This window comes from Streptomyces sp. Da 82-17 (assembly GCF_046098215.1).
Lineage (GTDB): Bacteria > Actinomycetota > Actinomycetes > Streptomycetales > Streptomycetaceae > Streptomyces.
On the sequence record NZ_JBJURH010000004.1, the window covers coordinates 51,563 to 73,285 of the forward strand.

Annotated in this window: 20 protein-coding genes and 1 pseudogene; 14 read left to right on the forward strand and 7 right to left on the reverse strand. The window is 73.0% G+C overall.

The features are described 5' to 3' along the window. Positions 1 to 13 precede the first annotated feature (13 nt). The gene (dtd, locus tag ACIDOF_RS07805) at positions 14 to 439 is read right to left on the reverse strand and encodes a D-aminoacyl-tRNA deacylase (RefSeq protein WP_409004985.1); all 426 of its coding nucleotides are present in this window, start codon (positions 437 to 439) and stop codon (positions 14 to 16) included. 225 nt (positions 440 to 664) lie between these two features. On the opposite strand from dtd, the gene ACIDOF_RS07810 reads away from it, so the two are divergent. The 3 genes from ACIDOF_RS07810 (at position 665) to ACIDOF_RS07820 (ending at position 3,710) form a co-directional block, all read left to right on the forward strand. Then, on the forward strand, positions 665 to 1,279 hold the full coding sequence (locus tag ACIDOF_RS07810) for an ABC transporter substrate-binding protein (RefSeq protein ID WP_409004986.1): 615 nt from the start codon (positions 665 to 667) through the stop codon (positions 1,277 to 1,279). Positions 1,280 to 1,336: 57 nt separating this feature from the next. After that, a complete protein-coding gene (locus ACIDOF_RS07815; protein ID WP_409004987.1) occupies positions 1,337 to 2,317 on the forward strand; it encodes an asparaginase in 981 nt (326 codons plus the stop codon). A gap of 145 nt (positions 2,318 to 2,462) precedes the next feature. Beyond that, positions 2,463 to 3,710 carry a GNAT family N-acetyltransferase gene (locus ACIDOF_RS07820; protein ID WP_409004988.1) on the forward strand — a complete coding sequence of 416 codons (1,248 nt, stop codon included), beginning with the start codon at positions 2,463 to 2,465 and terminating at the stop codon, positions 3,708 to 3,710. A gap of 31 nt (positions 3,711 to 3,741) precedes the next feature. Here the strand turns inward: ACIDOF_RS07820 and ACIDOF_RS07825 are convergent, their stop codons facing one another. Beyond that, complete coding sequence (locus tag ACIDOF_RS07825; RefSeq protein WP_409004989.1) at positions 3,742 to 3,933, reverse strand: hypothetical protein; 192 nt, start codon at positions 3,931 to 3,933, stop codon at positions 3,742 to 3,744. 214 nt (positions 3,934 to 4,147) lie between these two features. Here ACIDOF_RS07825 and ACIDOF_RS07830 point away from each other — a divergent pair, with 214 nt between their 5' ends. The 3 genes from ACIDOF_RS07830 (at position 4,148) to ACIDOF_RS07840 (ending at position 7,190) form a co-directional block, all read left to right on the forward strand. After that, positions 4,148 to 5,053, forward strand: a complete 906-nt coding sequence (locus ACIDOF_RS07830; protein ID WP_409004990.1) for a GntR family transcriptional regulator — start codon at positions 4,148 to 4,150, stop codon at positions 5,051 to 5,053. Further along, positions 5,053 to 5,808 carry an HAD family hydrolase gene (locus ACIDOF_RS07835; RefSeq protein WP_409004991.1) on the forward strand — a complete coding sequence of 252 codons (756 nt, stop codon included), beginning with the start codon at positions 5,053 to 5,055 and terminating at the stop codon, positions 5,806 to 5,808. Before ACIDOF_RS07830 ends, ACIDOF_RS07835 begins: the two co-directional genes overlap by 1 nt. Before the next feature lie 176 nt (positions 5,809 to 5,984). After that, positions 5,985 to 7,190: a phosphotransferase gene (locus ACIDOF_RS07840; RefSeq protein ID WP_409004992.1), complete on the forward strand. Its 1,206-nt coding sequence runs from the start codon at positions 5,985 to 5,987 to the stop codon at positions 7,188 to 7,190. Here ACIDOF_RS07840 and ACIDOF_RS07845 read toward each other — a convergent pair. Next, on the reverse strand, positions 7,118 to 7,831 hold the full coding sequence (locus tag ACIDOF_RS07845; RefSeq protein WP_409004993.1) for a TetR/AcrR family transcriptional regulator: 714 nt from the start codon (positions 7,829 to 7,831) through the stop codon (positions 7,118 to 7,120). The genes ACIDOF_RS07840 and ACIDOF_RS07845 overlap by 73 nt on opposite strands. A 104-nt stretch (positions 7,832 to 7,935) precedes the next feature. Here ACIDOF_RS07845 and ACIDOF_RS07850 point away from each other — a divergent pair, with 104 nt between their 5' ends. From ACIDOF_RS07850 to ACIDOF_RS07870, 5 genes are all read left to right on the forward strand, one after another. After that, on the forward strand, positions 7,936 to 10,080 hold the full coding sequence (locus ACIDOF_RS07850) for a HelD family protein (RefSeq protein WP_409004994.1): 2,145 nt from the start codon (positions 7,936 to 7,938) through the stop codon (positions 10,078 to 10,080). A 74-nt stretch (positions 10,081 to 10,154) separates the two neighbouring features. Continuing rightward, entirely contained in the window at positions 10,155 to 10,688 is a 534-nt protein-coding gene (locus ACIDOF_RS07855; protein WP_409004995.1) for an HAD domain-containing protein, read from the forward strand. Positions 10,689 to 10,783: 95 nt separating this feature from the next. Beyond that, on the forward strand, positions 10,784 to 11,290 hold the full coding sequence (locus ACIDOF_RS07860) for a helix-turn-helix domain-containing protein (protein ID WP_409004996.1): 507 nt from the start codon (positions 10,784 to 10,786) through the stop codon (positions 11,288 to 11,290). Positions 11,291 to 11,306: 16 nt separating this feature from the next. Continuing rightward, positions 11,307 to 11,966, forward strand: coding sequence for a hypothetical protein (locus tag ACIDOF_RS07865; RefSeq protein ID WP_409004997.1), 660 nt, complete (start codon positions 11,307 to 11,309; stop codon positions 11,964 to 11,966). A 174-nt stretch (positions 11,967 to 12,140) separates the two neighbouring features. Continuing rightward, the gene (locus ACIDOF_RS07870; RefSeq protein WP_409004998.1) at positions 12,141 to 12,479 is read left to right on the forward strand and encodes a DUF2516 family protein; all 339 of its coding nucleotides are present in this window, start codon (positions 12,141 to 12,143) and stop codon (positions 12,477 to 12,479) included. A gap of 105 nt (positions 12,480 to 12,584) precedes the next feature. Here the strand turns inward: ACIDOF_RS07870 and ACIDOF_RS07875 are convergent, their stop codons facing one another. The 3 genes from ACIDOF_RS07875 to ACIDOF_RS07885 form a co-directional block, all read right to left on the reverse strand. Further along, on the reverse strand, positions 12,585 to 13,847 hold the full coding sequence (locus ACIDOF_RS07875; protein ID WP_409004999.1) for a PP2C family protein-serine/threonine phosphatase: 1,263 nt from the start codon (positions 13,845 to 13,847) through the stop codon (positions 12,585 to 12,587). Between the two features lie 297 nt (positions 13,848 to 14,144). Beyond that, positions 14,145 to 15,152, reverse strand: coding sequence for a C40 family peptidase (locus ACIDOF_RS07880; RefSeq protein WP_409005343.1), 1,008 nt, complete (start codon positions 15,150 to 15,152; stop codon positions 14,145 to 14,147). 347 nt (positions 15,153 to 15,499) lie between these two features. Beyond that, positions 15,500 to 16,297: a class I SAM-dependent methyltransferase gene (locus tag ACIDOF_RS07885; RefSeq protein WP_409005000.1), complete on the reverse strand. Its 798-nt coding sequence runs from the start codon at positions 16,295 to 16,297 to the stop codon at positions 15,500 to 15,502. 393 nt (positions 16,298 to 16,690) lie between these two features. Between ACIDOF_RS07885 and mshA the strand changes: the two genes are divergently transcribed. The 3 genes from mshA (at position 16,691) to ACIDOF_RS07900 (ending at position 20,415) form a co-directional block, all read left to right on the forward strand. Beyond that, complete coding sequence (gene mshA, locus ACIDOF_RS07890) at positions 16,691 to 18,040, forward strand: D-inositol-3-phosphate glycosyltransferase (protein ID WP_409005001.1); 1,350 nt, start codon at positions 16,691 to 16,693, stop codon at positions 18,038 to 18,040. Then, positions 18,033 to 18,554: a YbjN domain-containing protein gene (locus tag ACIDOF_RS07895; RefSeq protein WP_409005002.1), complete on the forward strand. Its 522-nt coding sequence runs from the start codon at positions 18,033 to 18,035 to the stop codon at positions 18,552 to 18,554. Before mshA ends, ACIDOF_RS07895 begins: the two co-directional genes overlap by 8 nt. Before the next feature lie 142 nt (positions 18,555 to 18,696). Continuing rightward, positions 18,697 to 20,415: a glycosyl hydrolase family 28-related protein gene (locus ACIDOF_RS07900; RefSeq protein WP_409005003.1), complete on the forward strand. Its 1,719-nt coding sequence runs from the start codon at positions 18,697 to 18,699 to the stop codon at positions 20,413 to 20,415. A gap of 51 nt (positions 20,416 to 20,466) precedes the next feature. Here ACIDOF_RS07900 and ACIDOF_RS07905 read toward each other — a convergent pair. Further along, a pseudogene (locus ACIDOF_RS07905) lies at positions 20,467 to 21,621 on the reverse strand (MDR family MFS transporter); the annotation flags it as partial. Positions 21,622 to 21,723: the final 102 nt, after the last annotated feature.

Sequence of the window (21,723 nt, forward strand, 5' to 3'; positions counted from 1 at the left end):
CTCCCGTACGGCCTCACATCTCCAGGAGCACCGTGAACGGGCCGTCGTTCGTCAGGGACACCCGCATCTGCGCCCCGAACCGGCCCGTCGCCACGGTCGCCCCGAGCGCCCGCAGCTGAGCCACGACCTCCTCGACCAGCGGCTCGGCGACCTCGCCCGGCGCCGCCGCGTTCCAGGTGGGGCGGCGGCCCTTGCGGGCGTCCCCGTACAGCGTGAACTGGCTGATCACGAGCAGCGGGGCGTCGATGTCGCTGCACGACTTCTCGCCGTCGAGCATGCGCAACGACCAGAGCTTGCGGGCCAGTTGGGCCGCCTTCTCCTTGGTGTCCTCGTGCGTCACGCCGACCAGGACGCACAGGCCCTCGCCCGTGATCTCCCCGACGGTCTCCCCTTCGACGACGACGCTCGCGCCGTCCACCCTCTGCACCACTGCTCGCATGCCGTCCATGATGCCGTGCCCGCGCCCGGCGCCCTCGGGGTGGTCGCGCGGCGCTCTCCGGGTGGTCGCGCGTGGGCCGGTTTCCCGAATTCGCCACGTAACGCCATACGGCTGTCCGGGGCCGATCGAGTGCACTCCGCACCAACTGGGGTACGAAGGGTGGCATTCTGCTGCCGAGCGGCGCGCCCGTGGCGCTCCGCACCGGTCGAGGGGACTGAAGCAAGCATGAACAGCACGTCGAGCACCGCGGGGCAGCCGCCGGGGCCCGTACCGACGGCACGCGGCGCGTGTCCCGGTACGCCGCGCCCGCCCGCACAGCGCACCGGGGACCGCCTTCCCGAGCTGCCCGAACACGATCTGGCGCTGCTCCGCCTCCCCGAGGTCCGGGCCCTGCGCCGCACCTCGCAGCAGGACGAGGCCGACCTCAGCTATGTCCGCCGGCTGCTGCAGGGCCGTATCGACATCCTGCGGGCCGAGCTGGCGCGGCGGCACGACCCGGCCGCGCCCGCGCCCGACCCGGACATGGTGGCCCGGCTCTCCGAGATCCTCACGGACACGCCCTCCCGGCACCGCTCGTCCGCCCGGCACGTCACGGTCGGCACCCCGCACGGCGAGGAGTACCGCAGCCTGGCCGCCGAGATGCTCGGCGAGGTCGAGCTGTCCGACCTGGACGCCCGCACCGACGACGAGCTGCACGCCGCGATGGGCCGCCTGGTCCGGTACGAGCAGCAGGTCTCGCACCGGCGCCAGCTGCTCCAGCGCACGGCCGACGACTGCAGCGCCGAGATCGCCCGCAGGTACCGTGAAGGGGAAGCACAAGTAGACGACCTGCTCGCCTGACCCCCGGCCACCCCGGCGGGCCCCGGCGGCGGGACCACCGGAAGGCATCCACCGACGATGACGTCATCCGCCACCGCCAGCGCCGCCCCGCAGCCCGCCATATCGCCGGTCCTCGCCGAGGTCGTGCGCTCCGGATTCGTCGAGGGACGCCACCGGGGCTCGCTGGTCGTCCTCGCGGCCGACGGCAGCGTCGAGCGCGCCGTCGGCGACGTCTCCGCCCCCGTCTTCCCGCGCTCCGCGAACAAGCCGATGCAGGCCGCCGCCGTGCTGCGCGCCGGGCTCGACCTCTCCGGCGAGCGGCTCGCCCTCGCCTCCGCCAGCCACTCCGGGGAGCCCTTCCACCTCGACCTGGTCCGCACGATGATCGGCGAGTTCGGGCTCACCGAGTCCGCGCTGCAGTGCCCGCCCGACCTGCCCTTCGACCCGGCCGAGGCGGAGGCGTACCTGGCGGGCGGCTCCGTGCGCGACCGGGTCGCCATGAACTGCTCCGGCAAGCACGCCGCGATGATCGCCGCGTGCGCCGGCCGGGGCTGGGACCAGGAGTCGTACCTCGACCCGCAGCACCCGCTGCAGCAGCTGGTCCGCGAGGTCATCGAGGAGGCCGCGGGCGAGCCCGTCGCCGCCACCGGCACCGACGGCTGCGGCGCCCCGCTGATGGCCATCAGCCTCACCGGCCTCGCCCGCGCCTTCCGCCACTTCGTGCTCGCCGAGCCGGGTACGCCGGAGCGCCGCGTCGCCGACGCGATGCGCGCCCACCCCGAGTACGTGGCGGGCACCCGCCGCCCGGACACCTGGCTGATGCAGTCGATGCCGGGCGTCCTGTCGAAGATGGGCGCCGAGGCCGTGCAGGCGGTGGCCCTCCCGGACGGCCGCGCCCTCGCCTTCAAGGTCGACGACGGCGCGATCCGAGCCCTCGGCCCGATCCTCGCCCGCACCCTCGAACTCCTCGACGTGGACACCCCCGCCCTCCCCCGCATCGCCGCGGCCCCGCTCCTCGGCGGCGGTCGAGAGGTGGGGGAGATCCGGGCGGCGTTCTGAGGTTGCGGGGGAGGCTCTGCCCGAGGCTGGGGCGAGCGCCGTCCGCTTAACCCCGCGCCCCGCGCCGTGGGCCCCGCGCCGTGGGCCCGTACGCCCGCCGGAAAATCATGTGCGGGGCCGGTGATCGTCCGCCTACCGTGAAGGCATGGTTCTAGACGTTCGCCCCCTTGCCGAGGACGATTTCGCCGACTGGGTGCGGGCCCTGAACACCGGGTTCCTGCGGGCGCCGAGTTCCACCGAGCGGGAGGTCGAGGACCGCAGGTCGTCCGTCGATCTGAGCCGGGTGCGGGGGGCGTTCGACGACGGGCGGTGCGTGGCGACGTACCGCTCGTTCGCGCAGCGGCTGACCGCCGTCGGGGGCGCGGAGGTGGCCGCGTGCGCCGTCTCCAACGTCACCGTCTCGCCGACGCACCGGCGCCGCGGCCTGCTCAGCCGCATGATCACCGACGACCTCGCGGCGGCGAAGGAGCGCGGCGAGGTCGTCGCCACGCTGATCGCCGCCGAGTACCCGATCTACGGGCGGTACGGCTTCGGCCAGGCCACGCGCATGGCCGAGTGGGAGATCGACGTCCCGCGCACCGGCCTCGACCCGCGCTGGTCCGGGCCGGACGACGGCGCCCGGATCGACCTCGTGGACCCGGCCGACGTCCGCAAGCTCGGCCCCGAGCTGCACGAGCGGGTGCGGCGCGCGACCCCCGGCGCCGTGGACCGCAGCGACCGCTGGTGGCAGACGACGACCGGCGCGCTGCGGCTCGACCGGGCGCCGTGGACCGAGCCGTTCTTCGCCGTGTACCGCTCGGCGGCCGGCGAGGTCGAGGGCCTGATCGCGTACAGCTGCGACGAGAAGTGGGGCGACGGCAAGCAGCCCATGAACACCGCCACCGTGCGGGAGTTGATCGCCGCGACGCCCGCGGCCGAACGCGCCCTGTGGCGGTACGTCTGCTCGGTCGACTGGATCGTGACCGTCCGCACCGGCCCGCGCGCCCCGGACGACCTGGTCGCGAGCCTCTTCCCGAACGCCCGCGCGGCCCGCGTCGTCACGCTCGGGGACTGGCTGTGGGTGCGGCTCCTCGACGTCCCGGCGGCGTTCGAGGCCCGGACGTACGAAAGGCCGGGCGCCCTCGTCGTCGAGGTGCGCGACCGGCTGGGGTTCGCAGCAGGGCGGTACCGGATCGAGGCCGGGGCGGACGGGCGCGGAACCTGCGCGCCGACCCGGGGCACTGCCGATGTCGCCCTGGACGTACGGGAGTTGGGTTCGCTGTGGCTGGGTGACGAGTCCGCCGTGCGGCTCGCCGCGCTCGGCCGGCTGACCGAGGAACGGGCAGGCGCCGCCGCCGTTGCCGACGCCCTGTTGCGTACGCCTCGCAGTCCGTGGTGCCCGGACATGTTCTGAGACGCCGCGCCTGAGTCCGCTGCGTCGTGCGTCAGTTCAGTGCGGGACCGGCGACCAGGACCGCGAGGACGACCGCGCCGAGCGAACTGCACGTGGGGTCCTTGGCCTTGACGCCGACGCTGAGCAACAGCATTCCCACGATCCCCAGGGGACCGTACTGCCACTCGACGAGCTGCTCGAAGCCGAACACGAACGCGGCTCCGAGGATGGCGATGACTGGCATGGTGGATCCTCCTTCGGCTGGGAGGAGTCGGCTGGAAGGAGCCGACTGGAGAAACCTGGCGGGCAACTTCGGCAACTCTCACCAGGATCGGCCAGGTTGAGAAAGTTGGGAAGTTGGCAGCCAACTACGTCTAGGTTGTGCCCTCTTGGTCGGCTTGGTTAAACAGCCTTCACACAACTCCCATTAGATGGCGGGGAGTTGTACCGTTTGGGACGTGACCCAGGCCCAGGAGAGCGTTGCGGTGAACGGCAGAAAGCCCTCGTACAAGGACATAGCCGATGAGCTGCGCCGGAGGATCCGCAGCGGGGCCGTGCCCGCGGGCAGCCGGATGCCGACGCAGGCCAAGCTCGCCGAGGAGTTCGGGGTCGAGCGCGGCGCGGTGCGGCAGGCCCTCGCGATCCTCGCGCAGGAGGGCCTCCTCGTGAACGTCTCCAAGGGCAGCCCGCCGCAGGTCGCCGAGCCGGCCCCGGGCGCCGAGGAGCCGCAGACCACGATGGTCGGCCTCGCCGCCCGCCTGGTCGACGCCTTCCAGGCCGAGCACGTCACGATCGACGCGACCAGCCTGACCTCCGAGACCCTGATGCTCGGCCTGAGCGAGCCGCTCCGCCTGATCTACGAGGGCCGCATCCGCCCCGAGTCCATCACCCTGCGCGTCCTGCTCCCCAGCAGCCGCATCAACCTCGCCTTCCCCGTCCCCGCCGGCGACCCGGACGAGGCGGGCCCGGCCGGGGACGAGTCGACCGTCGACGAGCAGGTGCACGCCCGCTGGCTCGCCCAGCGCAACGCCCAGGGCCAGGTCCTGCGCCACAACCTGCGCGCCCTGCGCACCAGTCACGGCATCGACATCGACGTGGAGTTCCGCGCCCTGCCGTTCACCCCGCCGATGAAGCTGTACCTCCTCAACGGCGCCGAGGCGTTGCTCGCGTACTACATGGTGACCAAGCGGGAGGAGGAGATCGACAGCGAGAAGATCCACATGTACGACGCGCTGGGCGCGGAGTCGCTGCTGTTCTCCTTCGAGAAGCCGGCCGGGCCGCGGGACGAGAAGTTCGTCTCCGAGTCGCAGAAGTGGTTCGACGCACTCTGGAACACCATCGCCCGGCCCCTGACACTCTCTTAATGACTTCCGACACGGCTCAGGGCGAGTGGGTGGGGCGAGTGAGCGAGAACCTTCCGGACTTGATCGGCCGCATCGTCCACGCGGAACACGTCCTCTTCGACTTCGACGGCCCGATCTGCCGTCTGTACGCGAACCACGACGCGCAGACCGTCGTGGACAACCTCGTCGGCTGGCTCGCCGAGCAGCACGAGGACGACCTGCTCACCGACGCCGAGCGCACTTCCGGCGACCCGCACGCCGTCCTGCGCGCCGTGCACCTCGCCCACCCCGGCAGCGCGCTGGAGGCGGCCCTGGAGGCGCGGCTCACCGAGGAGGAACTGCACGCCGCGGCGCGCGCGTACCCCACCCCGTACGTCGACCGCCTGATCCGCACCTGGCACGCGAGCGGCGCCCGGCTCGCCGTCGCCACGAACAACGCCCCCGAGGCCGCCCGCCACTACCTGGAGGGGCGCGGCGTCGCCGAGTGCTTCGGCGCCCACATCCACGGCCGCCGCACCGACCACGTCCACACCCTCAAGCCCGACCCGGACTGCCTGCACCGCGCCCTCGACTCCCTGGGCGCCGACCCCGCCACCACGCTGATGATCGGCGACGCCCCCGCGGACTACCTCGCCGCGAGCGCCGCCGGGGTCGCGTTCCTGGGGTACGGGCGGGACGAGCAGCGGGAGAAGAAGCTGCGCGACGCGGGCGCCGAACACGTCGTGGACTCGCTCGGCCCGGTGCTGCGGGCGGTCTGGCCGGGGGCGCTGCTGTAGGGGCGGGTCCCGCCGGGGTGCGACGTCGCCGGGGTGCGTGCTCGTATGCCAGTGCGGGGAGTCGATCCTTCGCGGAGGCGGTGCGCGCGCGTGCCCCGGTAGTAGCGTGAACGGCCTCTGCCCGGCGGTGTCGCCGCCGGGCTCAGAGCGGATCAGTCCGGGCGAGAGAGCGGATCATGTCGTCAGCCGAACCGGTCGCGGGCCCGGCCGCCCGCACCGCCGCCACCCTCCTGCGCGCGGGCGAACCCGCAGCTCACACCGCCGGGGCGGCCGCAGCTCACGGCCCCTTCACCGGCCAGCACCACGTCACCCACGTCCTGCGCCCGGAAGCCCTGGGCGGTGCCGAGTGGTGGAAGGTGCGCGAGCCGCGGGCCGGGGTGCTGTGGTTCGACCGGCGGTGCTTCTCGTCCGAGGAGGACCTGCTCCGCGCCCTCGCCCGGCTCGGCCTCGACCTGCCCGTTCCGGAGGTCCGCGCGGCCGGCGACTGTCTGCTGCAGCGCTTCATCGAGGGCTCGACGCTCGGCTCGGCCTACGCCGCGGACGAACGGGTTCCTGATGTGTACGTGGATCAACTCGTTCCGCTCTTCGGCCGGTTGGCACGCGTACGGCCGGGTCAGCTGGACGTGGCCCGCCGCTGCGACCCCGCGGACCGGGCGGCCGACGCCGACACCACGTACTTCCTCGACCGGCTCGTGCACTTCGTCGAGCACCGCGTCCGCCGCGCCCACCGGGCCGCGTACGGCTCGCTGTTCGCCGCGCTCGGCGTGCCCGACGGTGCCCTGGACGGGTTCGGCGCGCGCCTCGGCCCGCTCGTCCCGCGCCCGTTCTGCCTGCTCCACGGCGACCTGCACCGGGAGAACCTGATCGTCGACGGCGACGGCCGACTCTGGGTCATCGACTGGGAGTTGGCCATGCTGGGCGACCCCCTCTACGACCTCGCCACCCACCTCTACCTGACCCGCTACCCGCCCGAGCAGCAGCAGTACGTGACGGAACGCTGGCGCGCAGAGGTGGAGCAGGTCCTGCCGGGCGCGTCCCGGGGGTACGAGGCCGACCTGCCGCGCCTCCTCGCCTTCAAGCGGGTGCAGTCCCTGTACACGGACGTGATCCGTACGGCGATGACCTTGGCCGAGCCGGGCGCCGAGTCAGGCGCCGAGCCGGGGTTCGAGGTGGACGCGGCCGCCGTCGGCCGGGGTGCGGAGAAGCTGCGGCGCGTGCTGCTCGCCGCCGCCGAGCCGCTCGGCCTGGCCCGGGTGCCGGGGCCGGGGGAGACGGAACGCGCGCTGCGGTCGTGGCTCGCCGGGCCCGGTCAGGCGTACGTCCCGAGGCCCGATCTCAGCTGGCCGAAGCCCAGTTCCGCGGCGTCGACCGCGTCCGGGTAGATCGCGGCGGCGGACTCCCCGGCGGCGATGCGGCGCCAGTTCGCCTCGGCGAGGACGCGCTGCACGGCGACGATCTGACCGGCGGCGAGGCGGGCGCCGGGGTCGGCGGGGTTCGCCTGGTCGGCGTCCCCGCCTTGTGCCCCTTCCCGCGCTTCGGCCAGCGCTCCGGCCAAGTGCTCCTCGGTGCGGGACTGGTACGCGTACAGCCGGGCCACCAGCGACGGTGTGCCGTAGACCAGGCGGTGGAAGGCGAGCACCTCCGGCTCGTCGCTGAGCCCCGTCACCGGGTCGCGGCGCCGCAGCCCGGCCAGGAAGTGCCGGCGCAGGGCGTCGAGCGGCGACTGCTGTCCGGGGCGGGCGGCGACGACGCGGCTCGACTCGTCCTCGTGGTCCGCGAGCCGGTGCAGGACGAGGTCCTCCTTGGCCGGGAAGTACCGGAAGAGGGTCGGCTTGGAGATCTCCGCAGCGGCCGCGACCTCCGCCACCGACACCTTCTCGAACCCCTTCTCCAGGAAGAGGGCGATCGCGGCGTCGGAGATCGCCTGGTAGGTCCGCTGCTTCTTGCGCTCACGCAGCCCGCCGCCGCTCCCGCTGTCGGTGGGCGGCACGGGTCGGGCGGGGGGAGGGGGCGTACGGCTCATGGGGGCAGTTTACGGGGAGAGGCGAGGCCGGGTCACAAACGTTACTCAGCCAATAAACGTTACTCAGGCCATAAATGTTACTCAGTTAAGTTATTCTCGCTCTCATGCGTGCTGACCTCGAACCCGGCCCGGCTGACCTCGACCGCGAACTCGACCCCGCCCCCGCCCCCGGCCTCGACCGCGCCCTCCAGCAGGAGCGGGACCACCACGACGCCTGCCGTGCCGCGCTCGCGGCGATGGTCGAAGGCGCACAGGAACAGGTCGTCGTCGGTGAGGACGTCTCGGCGTCGGGGGCGGACGCGGAAGTGCTCGGCCGACGGTTCCGGAGCGACGCGAAGGCGCTCCGCGAACTGCCGCCGGGGCCGCTGTTCTTCGGGCGCCTGGACTTCGCGCGTGGGTCCGGCGGCGACCACGCCGGCCAGAGCTACCACGTGGGCCGCCTCCGCATCACCGAGCACCCGGCGAGCCCGCCCCTGGTCGTCGACTGGCGCGCCCCCGTCGCCCGCGCCTTCTACCAGGCGGGCCCGCGCGACCCCCAGGGCGTCCGGGTGCGCCGCCGCTTCGGCTGGGCCCCGGGCAGCACGGGCGAGCCGCACGAACTCACCGGCCTGGAGGACGAACACCTGGACCGGCAGGGCGAGTCGGCGGCCGCCGAAGGACCCGCACCCGGCTCCGGCTCCGGCTCCGGCTCCGGCTCCGCGATCCTCACCGGCGAGATCGAGCGCCCCCGCGTCGGCCCCATGCGGGACATCGCCGCCACCATCCAGCCCGACCAGGACGACCTCGTACGCCGCGACCTCGGCACGTCGCTGTGCGTGCAGGGCGCGCCCGGCACCGGCAAGACGGCGGTCGGCCTGCACCGCGCCGCGTACCTGCTCTACACCCACCCGCAGCGTGTGCAGCGCGGCGGGATGCTCGTGCTCGGGCCCAACCGGACGTTCCTGTCGTACATCTCGGAGGTGCTGCCCGCGCTCGGGGAGGGCGGAGTGCGGCAGTCCACCGTCCTGGACGAGATCGCCCGGCAGCCGGTGCGCGGCACGGACAGTGAGGCCGCGGCGGCCGTGAAGCACGACGCCCGGATGGCGCGGGTGCTCAGCCGCGCCCTGCACGCGCGCGTGCGCCCGCCCGCCGACTCCCTTGCCGTGCCGGACGGTTCGTACCGCTGGCGGGTCGGGCGCGCGGACCTGGAGCGGATCGTCGACGACGTACGGGCGGAGGCGCCGCCGTACGCCGTGGGGCGGGAGCGGGTGCGGACGCGAGCCGTGCGGCTGGTGCAGGAGCAGGCCGAGCGGCGTTCGGGGCCGCGGAACCGGAGCTGGTCGCAGCGGATCGGCCGGTCGCGCCCCGTCACCGCGTTCGTGGACGAGGTGTGGCCGAGGACGACGCCCGAGCAGGTGCTGGCCGAACTCCTCGGTGACGCAGAGGCGTTGGCGAGCGCGGCCGACGGCGTGCTCGACGCCGCGGAGCAGACGCTGCTGCTGTGGCCGAGGGCGCCGCGTTCGTACCGTTCGGCGCGGTGGAGCGCGGCGGACCTGGTGCTGCTCGACGAGGTGGCCGGGCTCATCGAGCACCCGCAGGGGTACGGGCACGTCGTGGTCGACGAGGCGCAGGACCTCTCCCCGATGGAGTGCCGCGCGATCGCCCGCCGCTCCGCCTACGGTTCGCTGACCGTCCTCGGCGACCTGGCCCAGGGCACCACTCCGTGGGCAGCCCGTGAATGGCCCGTACTGCTGCGGCACTTGGGCCGGCCCGACGCGGTGTACGCGCCGCTGACCGTCGGGTTCCGGGTGCCGGCGGCGATCGTCGAGCTGTCGAACCGGCTGCTCGCCGCCCTGGACGTCGACGTTCCGCCCGCCCGCTCCCTGCGCGCCGACGGGCAGCTGCGGATCGAGGCGGCGGCGGACGCGGCGGGGGTGGTCGAGACGACGGTACGGCTGGCCCGCGAGGCGCTCGGTCGGCCCGGCTCGGTCGGCGTGATCACGCCCGACGCGGGCCCGCTCGGCGCGCCCGCCCTGCACGCGGCCCTCACCGCGGCGGGCCTCGCGCCGGCCGCCGCGGACCGACTCGGCGCCCGCCTCACGGTGTTGCCCGCGACCATGGCCAAGGGCCTGGAGTACGACCACGTCGTCGCCGTCGAACCGGCCGCGGTCGCCGAGGCGGAACAGCGGGGCCTCGAACGGCTCTATGTGGTGCTGACCCGCGCGGTCTCCCGGCTCGACGTGGTGCACAGCTGGCCGCTGCCGTTCTGAGGGCGGGGTACGGAGTCGTTCATCGGGTGGGGGGGCGCGGAGGCGAGGGCGCGGGGTCGTCTACGGTGCGCCCCATGCGCCCGCCCCCGCCTGCCCGCCCGCGCCCCCTGCTCTTCCTTGACGTCGACGGCCCGCTCATCCCCTTCGGAGCGCCTGAGGGCTATCCGGCGTACGGGGGCGGTGATACGGGCGGGAACCCCTTGCTGGCCCGGCTCGACCCGGCGCTCGGGCCCCGACTTGCCGGTCTGGGCTGCGCGTTGGTGTGGGCGACGACCTGGGGCGAGGACGCGAACGCCGAACTCGCCCCTCGCCTCGGCCTGCCCCGACTGCCCGTACTGCCGTACCCGGAGGAGAACGAGGAGGGCGAGGGGAGCGTGGAGACGGCGTACGAAGGGTCGACGATCGGCCTGCACTGGAAGACACGGCCGATCGTCGATCGAGCCGCCGGACGGCCCTTCGTCTGGGTGGACGACGAGATCGCAGACGCCGACCGGCGCTGGGTGGCCGCCCACCACCCCGGCCGCGCGCTCCTGCACCGCGTCGACGCGCGGCACGGCCTGCGGGAATCCGACTTCGCGGCGATCCGGGCGTGGCTGGGGCGAGACTGAACCCGCAAGCGGCGTGGGCGGCGCCGGCCGTGGCGCGGAACACTTTTGCAAGCGTCTGCTTGCAATAGTTAGCGCCCATGCTGCACCATCGAGTCATGGCATCGCTCAACGTCGGCAATCTCGGTGAGTATCTGCGCGAGCAGCGGCGCAACGCGCAGCTGTCACTGCGTCAACTCGCCGACGCCGCCGGGGTGTCCAACCCGTACCTCAGTCAGATCGAGCGCGGCCTGCGCAAGCCGAGCGCGGAGGTCCTGCAGCAGGTCGCCAAGGCCCTGCGGATCTCCGCCGAGACGCTGTACGTGCAGGCCGGGATCCTCGACGAGCGTGACCGCGACGAAGTGGAGACGCGCGCCGCGATCCTCGCCGATCCGACCATCAACGAGCGGCAGAAGCAGGTTCTGCTGCAGATCTACGAGTCCTTCCGCAAGGAGAACGGATTCGAGACGAAAGAGGAGACGTCCGCGAAGACGTCTGAGACGGCCGCGAAGGCGTCGGAGACGTCGGCGTCCGTGAAGACGCCCGCGAACGCGTCCGAGGACACCGCCGATGACGGCCCCCGCACGGCCGACGGCAGCAGCGCCACCACCGAACCCTCACCCTGACCGGAGGATCCCAGGCATGGCCATCACCGACGACATCCGCAAGACCTTCAGCGACCCCAAGCCGCTCTACTTCGCGGCCGGCACGGCCGACCTCGCGGTGCAGCAGGCCAAGAAGGTCCCCGCGCTCCTGGAGAAGCTGCAGGCCGAGGCCCCGGCCAAGTTCGAGGCCGTGCGCGCCACGGACCCGAAGGAGGTCCAGGAGAAGGCCACGGCCCGCGCCAAGGAGGCCCAGGAGACCCTGCAGGCCAAGGTCGCCGAGGTGCTCGGCAGCCTCGACACCGACCTGAAGAAGATCGGCGAGACGGCCCAGGGCCTGGCCCTGCGCGGCGTCGGCGTCGCCGCCGAGTACGCGGTGAAGGCCCGCGAGGTCTACGAAGAGGTCGCCGAGCACGGCGAGCAGGCCGTCAAGGTCTGGCGCGGCGAGGCGGCCGACGAGATCGAGGAGATCGCCGCCACCGTCGAGCCGAAGTCCGAGTCGAAGTCCGAGCCGAAGCCTGCGGCCAAGTCGGAGACCAAGTCCGAGGCCAAGGCCGCGCAGCCCGTCGTCGTCGAGGACGAGTCGAAGCCGGCGGCCGCCAAGAAGCCGGCGACGACCACGGCCACCGCGAAGAAGGCCTCGACCCCGGCCCCGGCCAAGAAGACCGCGACGAAGAAGACCACCCCGCCCGCGAAGTGACGACGGCGGGCGGTTCCGCCCCCGCGGGGACGGTCACCGCGACCGTCGTCGCGATACAGATCGGGGAACGCCCCGGGCACTCAGCGAGCGCCCGGGGCGTTCTCCGGGTACGGCAACCCCTCGTACGGGTACGGTTGCCGGTGTAGAGACGACTCGGATCAGGTGGTGGGCAACGTGCTGATGTCAGCGTTCGGCGGCTTTATGTGGCTGCTCTTCACCGCCATGCTGGTGCTCGCGGTGGTCGCTCTGGTGATGGCTGCCATGGCACGCCCGGACGCCTATGTGGCGGCCGACAAGCAGAACAAGAACTTCTGGCTGATCATCCTCGGCATCACGGTCCTCGTGAACCTGCTGGTGCCGATGCTGTTCCTGCAGATCATCGGGCTGATCGCCACGATCGTCTTCTTCGTCGACGTCCGCCCGGCGCTCAAGCAGGTCTCGGGCGGCGGCGGCCGGCGCGGCGGCAGCAGCAGCAGCGACGGTCCGTACGGGCCGTACAACGGCGGACGGTAAGCCGGGCCGCCCCTACGCGCGCGCAGCCGCCCGGCGAGGGGCGGGCCCTGGCGTCCGCCCCGGTCGAGCATTGGACCTAGCGTCCGCCCCGGTCGAGCATTGGCCCTAGCGTCCGCCCCGGTCGAGCAGCAGCACCGCCACGTCGTCGGTGAGCTCGCCGCCGTTGAGGTCGCGGACCTCGCTGACCGCGGCCTCCAGCAGATCCTCGCCTCGCAGCCCCTCCGAGACCTGGCGGCGCACCATCTCCACCATGCCGTCCTGGCCGAGCCGCTGGTTGCCCTGCCCGATCCGGCCCTCGATCAGGCCGTCCGTGTAGAGCATCAGGCTCCACTCGCCGCCCAGCTCCACCTGCTGTCGCGGCCAGCGCGCCTTCGGCAGCAGCCCGAGCGCCGGACCGCCGTTCTCGTACGGCAGCAGCTGCGCCGGGCGGCCCGGGCGGGTGATCAGCGGCGACGGGTGGCCGGCCAGACAGAGGCCCGCGCGGCGGCCGTCCGGGGAGATGTCGACCGTGCAGAGCGTCGCGAAGATCTCCTCGTCCGGACGCTCGTGCTCCAGCACCTGCTGCAGCGTCGACAGCAGCTCGTCCCCGCACAGGCCCGCGAACGTCAGCGCCCGCCAGGCGATCCGCAGCTCCACGCCGAGCGCCGCCTCGTCCGGGCCGTGCCCGCACACGTCGCCGATCATGGCGTGCACCGTGCCGTCCGGCGTACGGACCGTGTCGTAGAAGTCGCCGCCGAGCAGCGCGCGGGAACGGCCCGGGCGGTAGCGCGCCGCGAACCGCAGATGCGAGCCGTCGAGCAGCGGCGTCGGCAGCAGGCCCCGCTCCAGGCGGGCGTTCTCCTGCGCGCGCAGCCGCGACTCGGTGAGCTGGCGCTGCGCGATGTCCGCCCGCTTGCGCTCCACCGCGTACCGGATGGCGCGGCTCAGCAGCCGGGCGTCCAGCTCCTCCCGGAACAGATAGTCCTGCGCGCCGACCCGCACGGCCTCCCCGGCCAGGTCGACGTCCCCGGTTGCGGTGAGTGCCAGGACGGCGTGCCGGGGCGCGAGCCGCAGGACGTGCCGCAGCGTCGCCAGCTCGTCCTCGGAGTCCGCGCCGGGCGCGGGCAGCGCGAGGTCGAGCAGGATGCAGTGCACGTCGTCGGTCAGCAGCCGCTCGGCCTCGGTGAGGTTGCGGGCGGTACGGATACGGATGGGCTTGCCGGCGGCGTCGAGCAGATCCGGCACGGACAAGGCCTCCGCCGGGTCGTCCTCGATGACGAGCAGCGTGAGGCCACTGCCGGTCTCGGTTCCGGGCTCGGCGGGGGACGCTTGCGCCTGACCACTTTCCGCGGCCGGGACTGCTCTCTGCCGCGGTATGGGTACGGGCATCGTGTGGTTTCCTTCCCTCCCCCCGAGGGCGCGGCGACACGTGGATCGACGTGCCACCGACGGGGACCTTAGCGGTACCCACCGCGGGTTTGGAATGGCGATCACCAAACAGCGGGGGCCCATATGCCGCATCCCGTACCGCAATTGGGCCGGACCGGGCTCCTGAGGGAATGACGAACATCACGCCGCCCGGGTTGCCCGGGTGCCGCAGCTCACGTGCGCCACGTCACGCGGACCGGCCCGCGACGACCGGTCCCGCCACAGGCGAGGGAAAGCCCCTGAAGCTCCCGAACTGCCCTACTTGTCCGGCCGCACCACCCCGAGGATCTTCATCGAACCGGCGCCCGCGATCGTCACGTCCCGGCCCGGTCTCGGGGCGTGCACGATCGCTCCCTCCCCGATGTACATCCCCACGTGGCTCGCGTCCTCGTGGTAGATGATCAGGTCCCCCGGGCGCATGTCCTCGATGTCGATGCGCGGCAGCTGCTTCCACTGCTCCTGCGAGGTCCGCGGGATCGTCCTCCCCGCGGAGATCCAGGCCTCCGAGGTGAGCCCCGAGCAGTCGTACGACCCCGGGCCCTCGGCGCCCCACTCGTAGGGCTTGCCGATCTGGGCCGTCGCGTACTTGATGGCCTTCTTGCCGCTCTTGCTCGCCTTGCCGCTGATCGCGTCGAGCGCGCCGGAGTCCATCCACGCGGCCTGCCGCTCGTACTGCGCTTCCTCCTCCATGCGCAGCAGGCGCTCGCGCTCCTTCTTCTCCAGCTTGGACTCCAGCTCCTCGGCCGCCTTGATCTTGGCCTTGATCTTCTTCTTGGCCTCGGCCTTCGCCTTGCGGTTGGCCTCCAGCTCGCGCCAGCGCGCCGAGGCGTCGTCCGCGTACAGCCGCAAGTCCTCCTGTGTGCGCGCCAGTTCGCCGAGGAGGCCCTTCGTGGCCTGCTGGCCCTGGCGCATCCGGCCGGCGTTGTCCAGGAACTTCTGCGGGTCGTCGCTCAGCATCAGCTGCGCCTGCGGTGGCATTCCGCCGCCGCGGTACTGCGCGCGGGCCGCCGCGCCCGCGCGCTGCTTGAGGCGGTCCACCTTCTTCTGGCCGGCGACGATGGCCCGCGCGATGCGCACGATCTCGTCCGACTGCCGATCGGCCTTCTCCTCCGCCAAGTTGTAGGCGTCGGTGGCCACCGCGGCGTCGTGGTAAAGCCGGTCCATCTCCTTGCGCACCTGCTCGAGGGACTTGGGGTCCTTCGGTGCCGGCTCGGCGTACGCCGTTCCCGGAGCGGCCAGGATCGCCGCCGCGCACACCAGAGCCATGGTCGCCGTGGTCGAACTCCGCTTGCCGGTCACGTCCGTTCCCCCTGAACTGATTGCTCGTCAGTAACTTACGAACACGTCCGGATGGTGCCACGCCCATGCCCAATCCGACAGAGGCAGGCGCGCATGCACAGGGAGAGGAGCACCCGGCCGCGTCACTGCCGAACGCCTTCCCCGCACCATCCCCGCGTCATGTCCGACGAACGACTGCCGAACAGCGTTCCGAATCCCCGCGAGTTCACTCGTGTGGGGCTTTGGCCCAGGTGATACGGGAGTTACGAACTCCGCTTCCCACGCCTTCCGCCCCCGCTCCCCGGCCCGCCGCTTGGCCCATCCGAGGACCGGCGTCACCCGCGAGGCGCCAACGCCCCCCACTCGACCGTCACTTCGCCCTGCCGCCAGCGTCCCGCGCGGTCCCGCACCGGCCAGTCCGCCGACAGGTCCCGCACCGCCCGGATCCACCGCTGCCGTGCCCCGTACGAGGCATAGGGCGCCGCCGCCGCCCACGCGCGGTCGAAGTCGCGCAGGAACGCGTGGACCGGCTCGCCCGGAACGTTCCGGTGGATCAGCGCCTTCGGCAGCCGCTCGGCGAGGTCGGACGGCCGGTCCAGGGAGCCGAGCCGGGTCGCGAACGTCACCGTGCGCGGGCCCTCGGGGCCGAGCGCGACCCAGACGTGCCGGCGGCCGATCTCGTCGCAGGTGCCCTCGACCAGGAGCCCCTGCGGGGCGAGCCGCGCGCACAGCCGCGCCCAGACCTCGGCGACCTGCTCCTCGTCGTACTGCCGCAGCACGTTCGCCGCGCGGATCAGGTGCGGCGGGCGGGACGTGGGCACCTCGAAGCCGCCGTGCCGGAAAACCAGCCCCTCGCGCGCGTACGGCCGGGCGGCGGCCACACGCGCGGGGTCGATCTCGATGCCGACGACCTCGACGGCGGGGGCGGCGCCGCGCAGCCGGTTCAGGAGCTCGACGGCTGTCCACGGGGCGGCCCCGTACCCCAGGTCCACGGCGAGCGGTGCGTCCGCGCGGCGCAGGGCGGCGCCGTGCGCGGCCGCGATCCAGCGGTCCATCCGGCGCAGCCGGTTGGGGTTGGTGGTCCCGCGGGTGACGGTCCCCACCGGGCGGGAGGGGGTGGTGCGGGAAGCCATGCCCACCAGTATCGGGCCCCCACGCGTACGACCCGGCACAGGGCGGAGCGGAGCCGGTTCTCGGGCGGGGGCGAGGCGGGGCGGAGCCTGATCTCGGGCGGGCTCGGGGGTGCGCGGAGGCTGATGCCGTGCGGAGCGGCGCCGGTCTCCGGCTGGGCTCAGGGCGGCGCGGAGCCTGATTTCTGGCAGGGCTCAGGCGGGGCTGACGCCGGCGTTCCGATCAGGGTTGAGGCGACTGCGTAATGCTTTGGCAAAGTGGAAATGGTGGCGAGACTTCCGATGTTCCCCGTTCTGTAGGGCGCGCATGCACGCCCGTGCCGTCATGCCCGGAAGCAGGCCCGCACGAGGGGCCGCCAGGAGGCCCGCGCCGAGGGCCGCTAGGAGGACCGCCAGGTGAGCCAGTACGTGAGCCGGCTCGGCGAACGCCTCACCGGCAGCACGCCCTCGCGGCTCCGCTTCCCCGGCGGACACCGCAGGCCGCGCCGGGTGGCGATGCTCAGCGTGCACACCTCGCCGCTGCACCAGCCCGGCACCGGCGACGCCGGCGGCATGAACGTCTACATCGTGGAGCTCGCCAAGCGCCTCGCCGAGATCAACGTCGAGGTCGAGATATTCACCCGGGCCACCACCGGCGGCCTCCCGCCCAATGTCGAGCTGGCTCCCGGCGTCCTGGTGCGGCACGTCGACGCGGGCCCGTACGAGGGCCTCAAGAAGGAGGAGCTGCCCGCGCAGCTCTGCGCCTTCACGCACGGCGTGATGCAGGCCTGGGCCCGGCACCGCCCCGGCCACTACGACCTGGTGCACTCGCACTACTGGCTGAGCGGCCACGTCGGCTGGCTCGCCGCCGAGCGCTGGGGCGTGCCCCTGGTGCACGCCATGCACACCATGGCCAAGGTCAAGAACGCGGCGCTCGCCGAGGGCGACACCCCGGAGCCCGCCGCGCGGGTGATCGGCGAGACCCAGATAGTGCGCGCCGCCGACCGCCTCATCGCCAACACCGACGAGGAGGCCGACGAGCTCGTACGGCACTACGCCGCGGAGCCCGGAAAGGTCGCCGTCGTCCACCCCGGCGTCAACCTCGACCGCTTCCGCCCCGCCGACGGACGGGCCGCCGCGCGGCAGCGCCTCGGCCTGCCGCAGGACGCCGTCGTCCCGCTCTTCGCCGGCCGGATCCAGCCCCTCAAGGCGCCCGACGTCCTGCTCCGCGCGGTGGCGGTTCTGCTCGAACGGCGGCCCGAGCTGCGCGGCCGCCTGGTCGTGCCGGTGGTCGGCGGGCCGAGCGGCAGCGGCCTCGCCAAGCCGGAAGGGCTGCAGAAGCTGGCCGCGCGGCTCGGCATCGCGGACGTCGTGCGGTTCCGGCCGCCGGTCGGGCAGGACCAGCTGGCGGACTGGTTCCGGGCCGCCTCCACGCTCGTCATGCCCTCCTACAGCGAGTCGTTCGGGCTCGTCGCCATAGAGGCGCAGGCGGCCGGCACGCCGGTGATCGCCGCGGCGGTCGGCGGGCTCCCGGTGGCGGTGCGCGACGGCGTCAGCGGCTTCCTCGTCCAAGGCCACGACCCGGCGGCGTACGCGCAGGTCCTGGAGCGGTTCGTGGACGACGAGCACCTCACCGACCGGATGGGCGCCGCCGCCGAACGGCACGCGCAGGCCTTCGGCTGGGGCACGGCCGCGTCGGCCACGGCGGACGTGTACACCGCGGCGATGCAGGAACGCCGTGGTCGCGTACGCTCGCACCATGGCTGAGACAGCGGGGACGGAGCGCAGCGGCGCCGAGGCGCGCCAGGTCGTCGAGAGCACCCTCAAGGACGCCGACCTCGAATGGGAGTCGCCGGAACCGGGCTCCTACGTGGTGAAGCTGCCCGGCACGCGCAAGCTGTCCACGACGGTCTCGCTGCTCGTCGGCCGCCATTCGCTGTCCCTGAACGCGTTCGTGATCCGCCACCCGGACGAGAACGCCGAGGGCGTGCACCGCTGGCTCCTGGAGCGCAACCTCAAGCTGTACGGCGTGAGTTACGCGGTCGACCGCCTCGGCGACGTCTACCTGACGGGAAAGCTGCCGCTCGCCGCCGTCACCCCGGCCGAGATCGACCGCCTCCTCGGCTCGGTCCTGGAAGCCGCAGACGGTGCCTTCAACACCCTTCTGGAGCTGGGTTTCGCCTCGGCGATCCGCCGGGAGTACGAGTGGCGGGTCTCGCGCGGCGAGTCCACGCGCAACCTTGAGGCGTTCACTCACCTGACCCAGCCGCGCGACAAGTAGTCGACAGGTCAGGGGAGCTCGGCTCCCTGACCCAGCCTCAACGCATCTGCTGCACGACCTCTTCCGCCTCCCTCCGCCCCGTGGCATGCTCGCCGCGCCGACGCAGATCTGAACTGCGTTCACATCCATGGAGGGCGGGCGCATGGATCGTATGGATGCCACGGATGGCACGGATCGCACGGGCCACCTCACCAGGCGGGGCCTGCTCTACGGCGCCGCCGCCGTCACCGCGGCGGCCGCCACCGGCGTGACGGGCGGCCCGGCAAAAGCCGCACCACGCGCGCGTGCCGCCGCACGCCCCGAACCCGCCGCCCTGTGGCGGGAGTTCACCGCCGACCCGTATCGGCACGCGCAGATCCCGTACGTGGGCCGCGCCGGCTACCGCTCCGGCAGCGAAAGCCGCCCGCACACGCGCGTGGTCGCCGACGTGCGCGCGTACGGGGCCAGGCCCGACGGCTCCGCCGACGCCGCACCCGCGATCAACCGGGCCCTGGAACACGCGGGCCGGGCGGGAGGCGGCACGGTCCTGGTCCCCGCCGGGACGTACCGGATCGACGGGCTCATCCGCATCGCCCACAGCAACGTCGTCCTGCGCGGCGCGGGCAGCGGCCGTACGAAGCTCCATGCGACCCGGAACCTGACCGAGCTGATCGGCCCGTACGGCTCGCGCTACGGCGGCGACAAGTCCAGCTGGTCCTGGGCGGGCGGCCTCATCTGGGCGTGCCCACAGGCTCGTTGGAACTCCCTCACCGACGCCATCAGGGCCGCCGACTGGCCCTTCGAGGGCTGGACCGGCAACAAGCGCGACGAGGGCCGCCCCCTCACCGCCGTACGGCCCGCAGGGCGCGGCGCGTGGACCGTCACCGTCGACGACCCGGCCCCGCTCGCACCCGGCCGCCTTGTCCTGCTGCGCCTCGCCGACGACGCCGGGCACACCCTCCTGGAGCACATGGCGGGCGGCGGTCCGGGCCCCGAGGCGTACACCTGGGACGACAAGACCAAGCTCCTCTCGAACGTCCCCTATGAGTGGCCGGTTCGGATCATGCGCATAGAGGGGCGGAAAGTGACCCTCGAACGGCCCCTTCCGCTCGACGTCCGGCCGGAGTGGCGGCCCGAACTCGTCGCCCCCGTCGAGCCGTTGACCGGCGCCGGGGTGGAGGGCCTGACCCTGGAGGCCGTCGAGACGCCGCAGGCCCCGCACCTGCTGGACAAGGGCTACAACGGGCTCACCTTCCAGTGCGCGTACGACTGTTGGGCGGAGGACGTCGTCGTGCGGCATGTGGACAACGGCTTCGGGCTTGTCGCCGCGTCCGCCTGCACCCTGCGGCACACGCGCGTGGAGGGGCGCGGCGCGCACCACCCGTACTTCTGCCGCGAGGGCTCGCACGACAACCTGGTGCAGGACTTCACAGTGGCCCGGCGGACCGTTCCCGCGCCCGCGGGCACGCAGATGCACGGCATCAACGTGGAGGGCCTCTCCAGCCACAACGTGTGGTCCCGCGGGCTGATGGAGACAGGCACGTTCGACACCCACCGCGGCATGCCGTTCGCGAACGTACGCACCGAGATCACCGTCGAGAACGACGGCCGGCACGGCGGCGACGCGAGCGCGGGACCCCTCTACGGAGCCCGGTTCGCGCACTGGAACGTCACCGTCACCAACGGCCGCGCCGGCCTCGTCAAGATCGACGAAATCGCCCCCTACAGCGCCACGGTGGCCATCTCCGAGGTGCGCGAGTTCGACCAGATCGACGTCCCCGACTTCAGCGGCGACCTGCACGCGCGCGTGGAGGCGTACGGGCGGCCGGGCGGCGTCGAACCGCGCAACCTGTACGAGGCCCAGCGGGCGCTCAGGCGGTGACGCCCAGCGGTCTCAGGAAGTGCCCTCGGGCGGCGACCCAAGGATGTGATCTCAGGCGGTGACCTCGGCCGACCGCTCCGGCACGGCGTCGGACACCGCCTTCGGGTCCTCCGCGGGCAGGCCCCGCATCAGCAGCCAGTACCCCAGCGCCGCCACCGTGCCGAGCAGCGCGCAGCCCGCCCACAGCCACTCGGCCCCGTACCGGTCGATGACCCAGCCGCCCATCAGCGGCGCCATCAGCGCGGCGACCGCCCACGACAGGGTGTACATGCCCTGGTAGCGGCCGCGGCCGTGCACGGGGGAGAGGCGGACGACGAGGCTCGTCTGCGTCGGAGCGTTGACGATCTCGGCGAGCGTCCACACGCACACCGCTAGCGCGTACAGCCCGAGGGAGCCGGCGAACGCCGTGAGCCCGAAGCCGTACCCCGCGAGCAGCGAGGAGGCGACGAGCAGGCGGCGCGGGTCACGGTGCTCGATGAAGCGGGTGACCGGGATCTGCAGAGCCACGATCAGGACGCCGTTGACGGCGATCGCGACGCCGAAGTCCGAGCTGGAGAAGCCGTCCGCGCCCATCGCGACGGGCAGCGAGACGTACGCCTGCATGAAGATCAGCGCGATCAGAAAGGACAGGCCGACGACGCCCATGAAGCGGCCGTTCCGCACGACCGTGCCGAGGCCGACCCGCTCGTCGTCCCCGTCCGCGCCGCCCGCCGACTTCACCGGCCGCGACTCGGGCAGCCGCAGGAAGACCAGGACCGCGCAGGCCAGGGTGAGGACGGCCTCGCCGAGGAAGCCGGCCAGGTAGCTGTACTCCGCGATGAAGCCCGCCGCCATCGAGCTGAGCGCGAACCCCAGGTTGATCGCCCAGTAGTTGAGCGCGAACGCCCGCACCCGGTCCTCGGGGCGCACGATGTCCGCCATCATCGCCTGCACCGCCGGCCGCGAGGCGTTGGACGCCATGCCGACGAGGAACCCCACCGCGGCGATCGCCACCGGGTCCTGCATGAAGCCGAGCAGCGCCACCGAGAGAGCGGTCGAGGTGTGCGCGACGAGCAGCGTCGGCCGCCGCCCGATCCGGTCCGCGAGGACACCCGCCACGATCGACGAGACGACCCCGCCGAGACCGTGCAGCGCGGCGACGAGACCCGCGTACGAGGCGGAGTAGCCGCGCTCCAGGGTCAGGTAGAGGGCCATGAAAGTAGCGATTCGCTAGACCGTACGCAACGTGCGTCGGCAACGGGTGCGTTCGGTACCTCGGTCCGTTCGTCGCGGCACGGGATTCAACGAAACCACCGCTCCCCCCGTCGG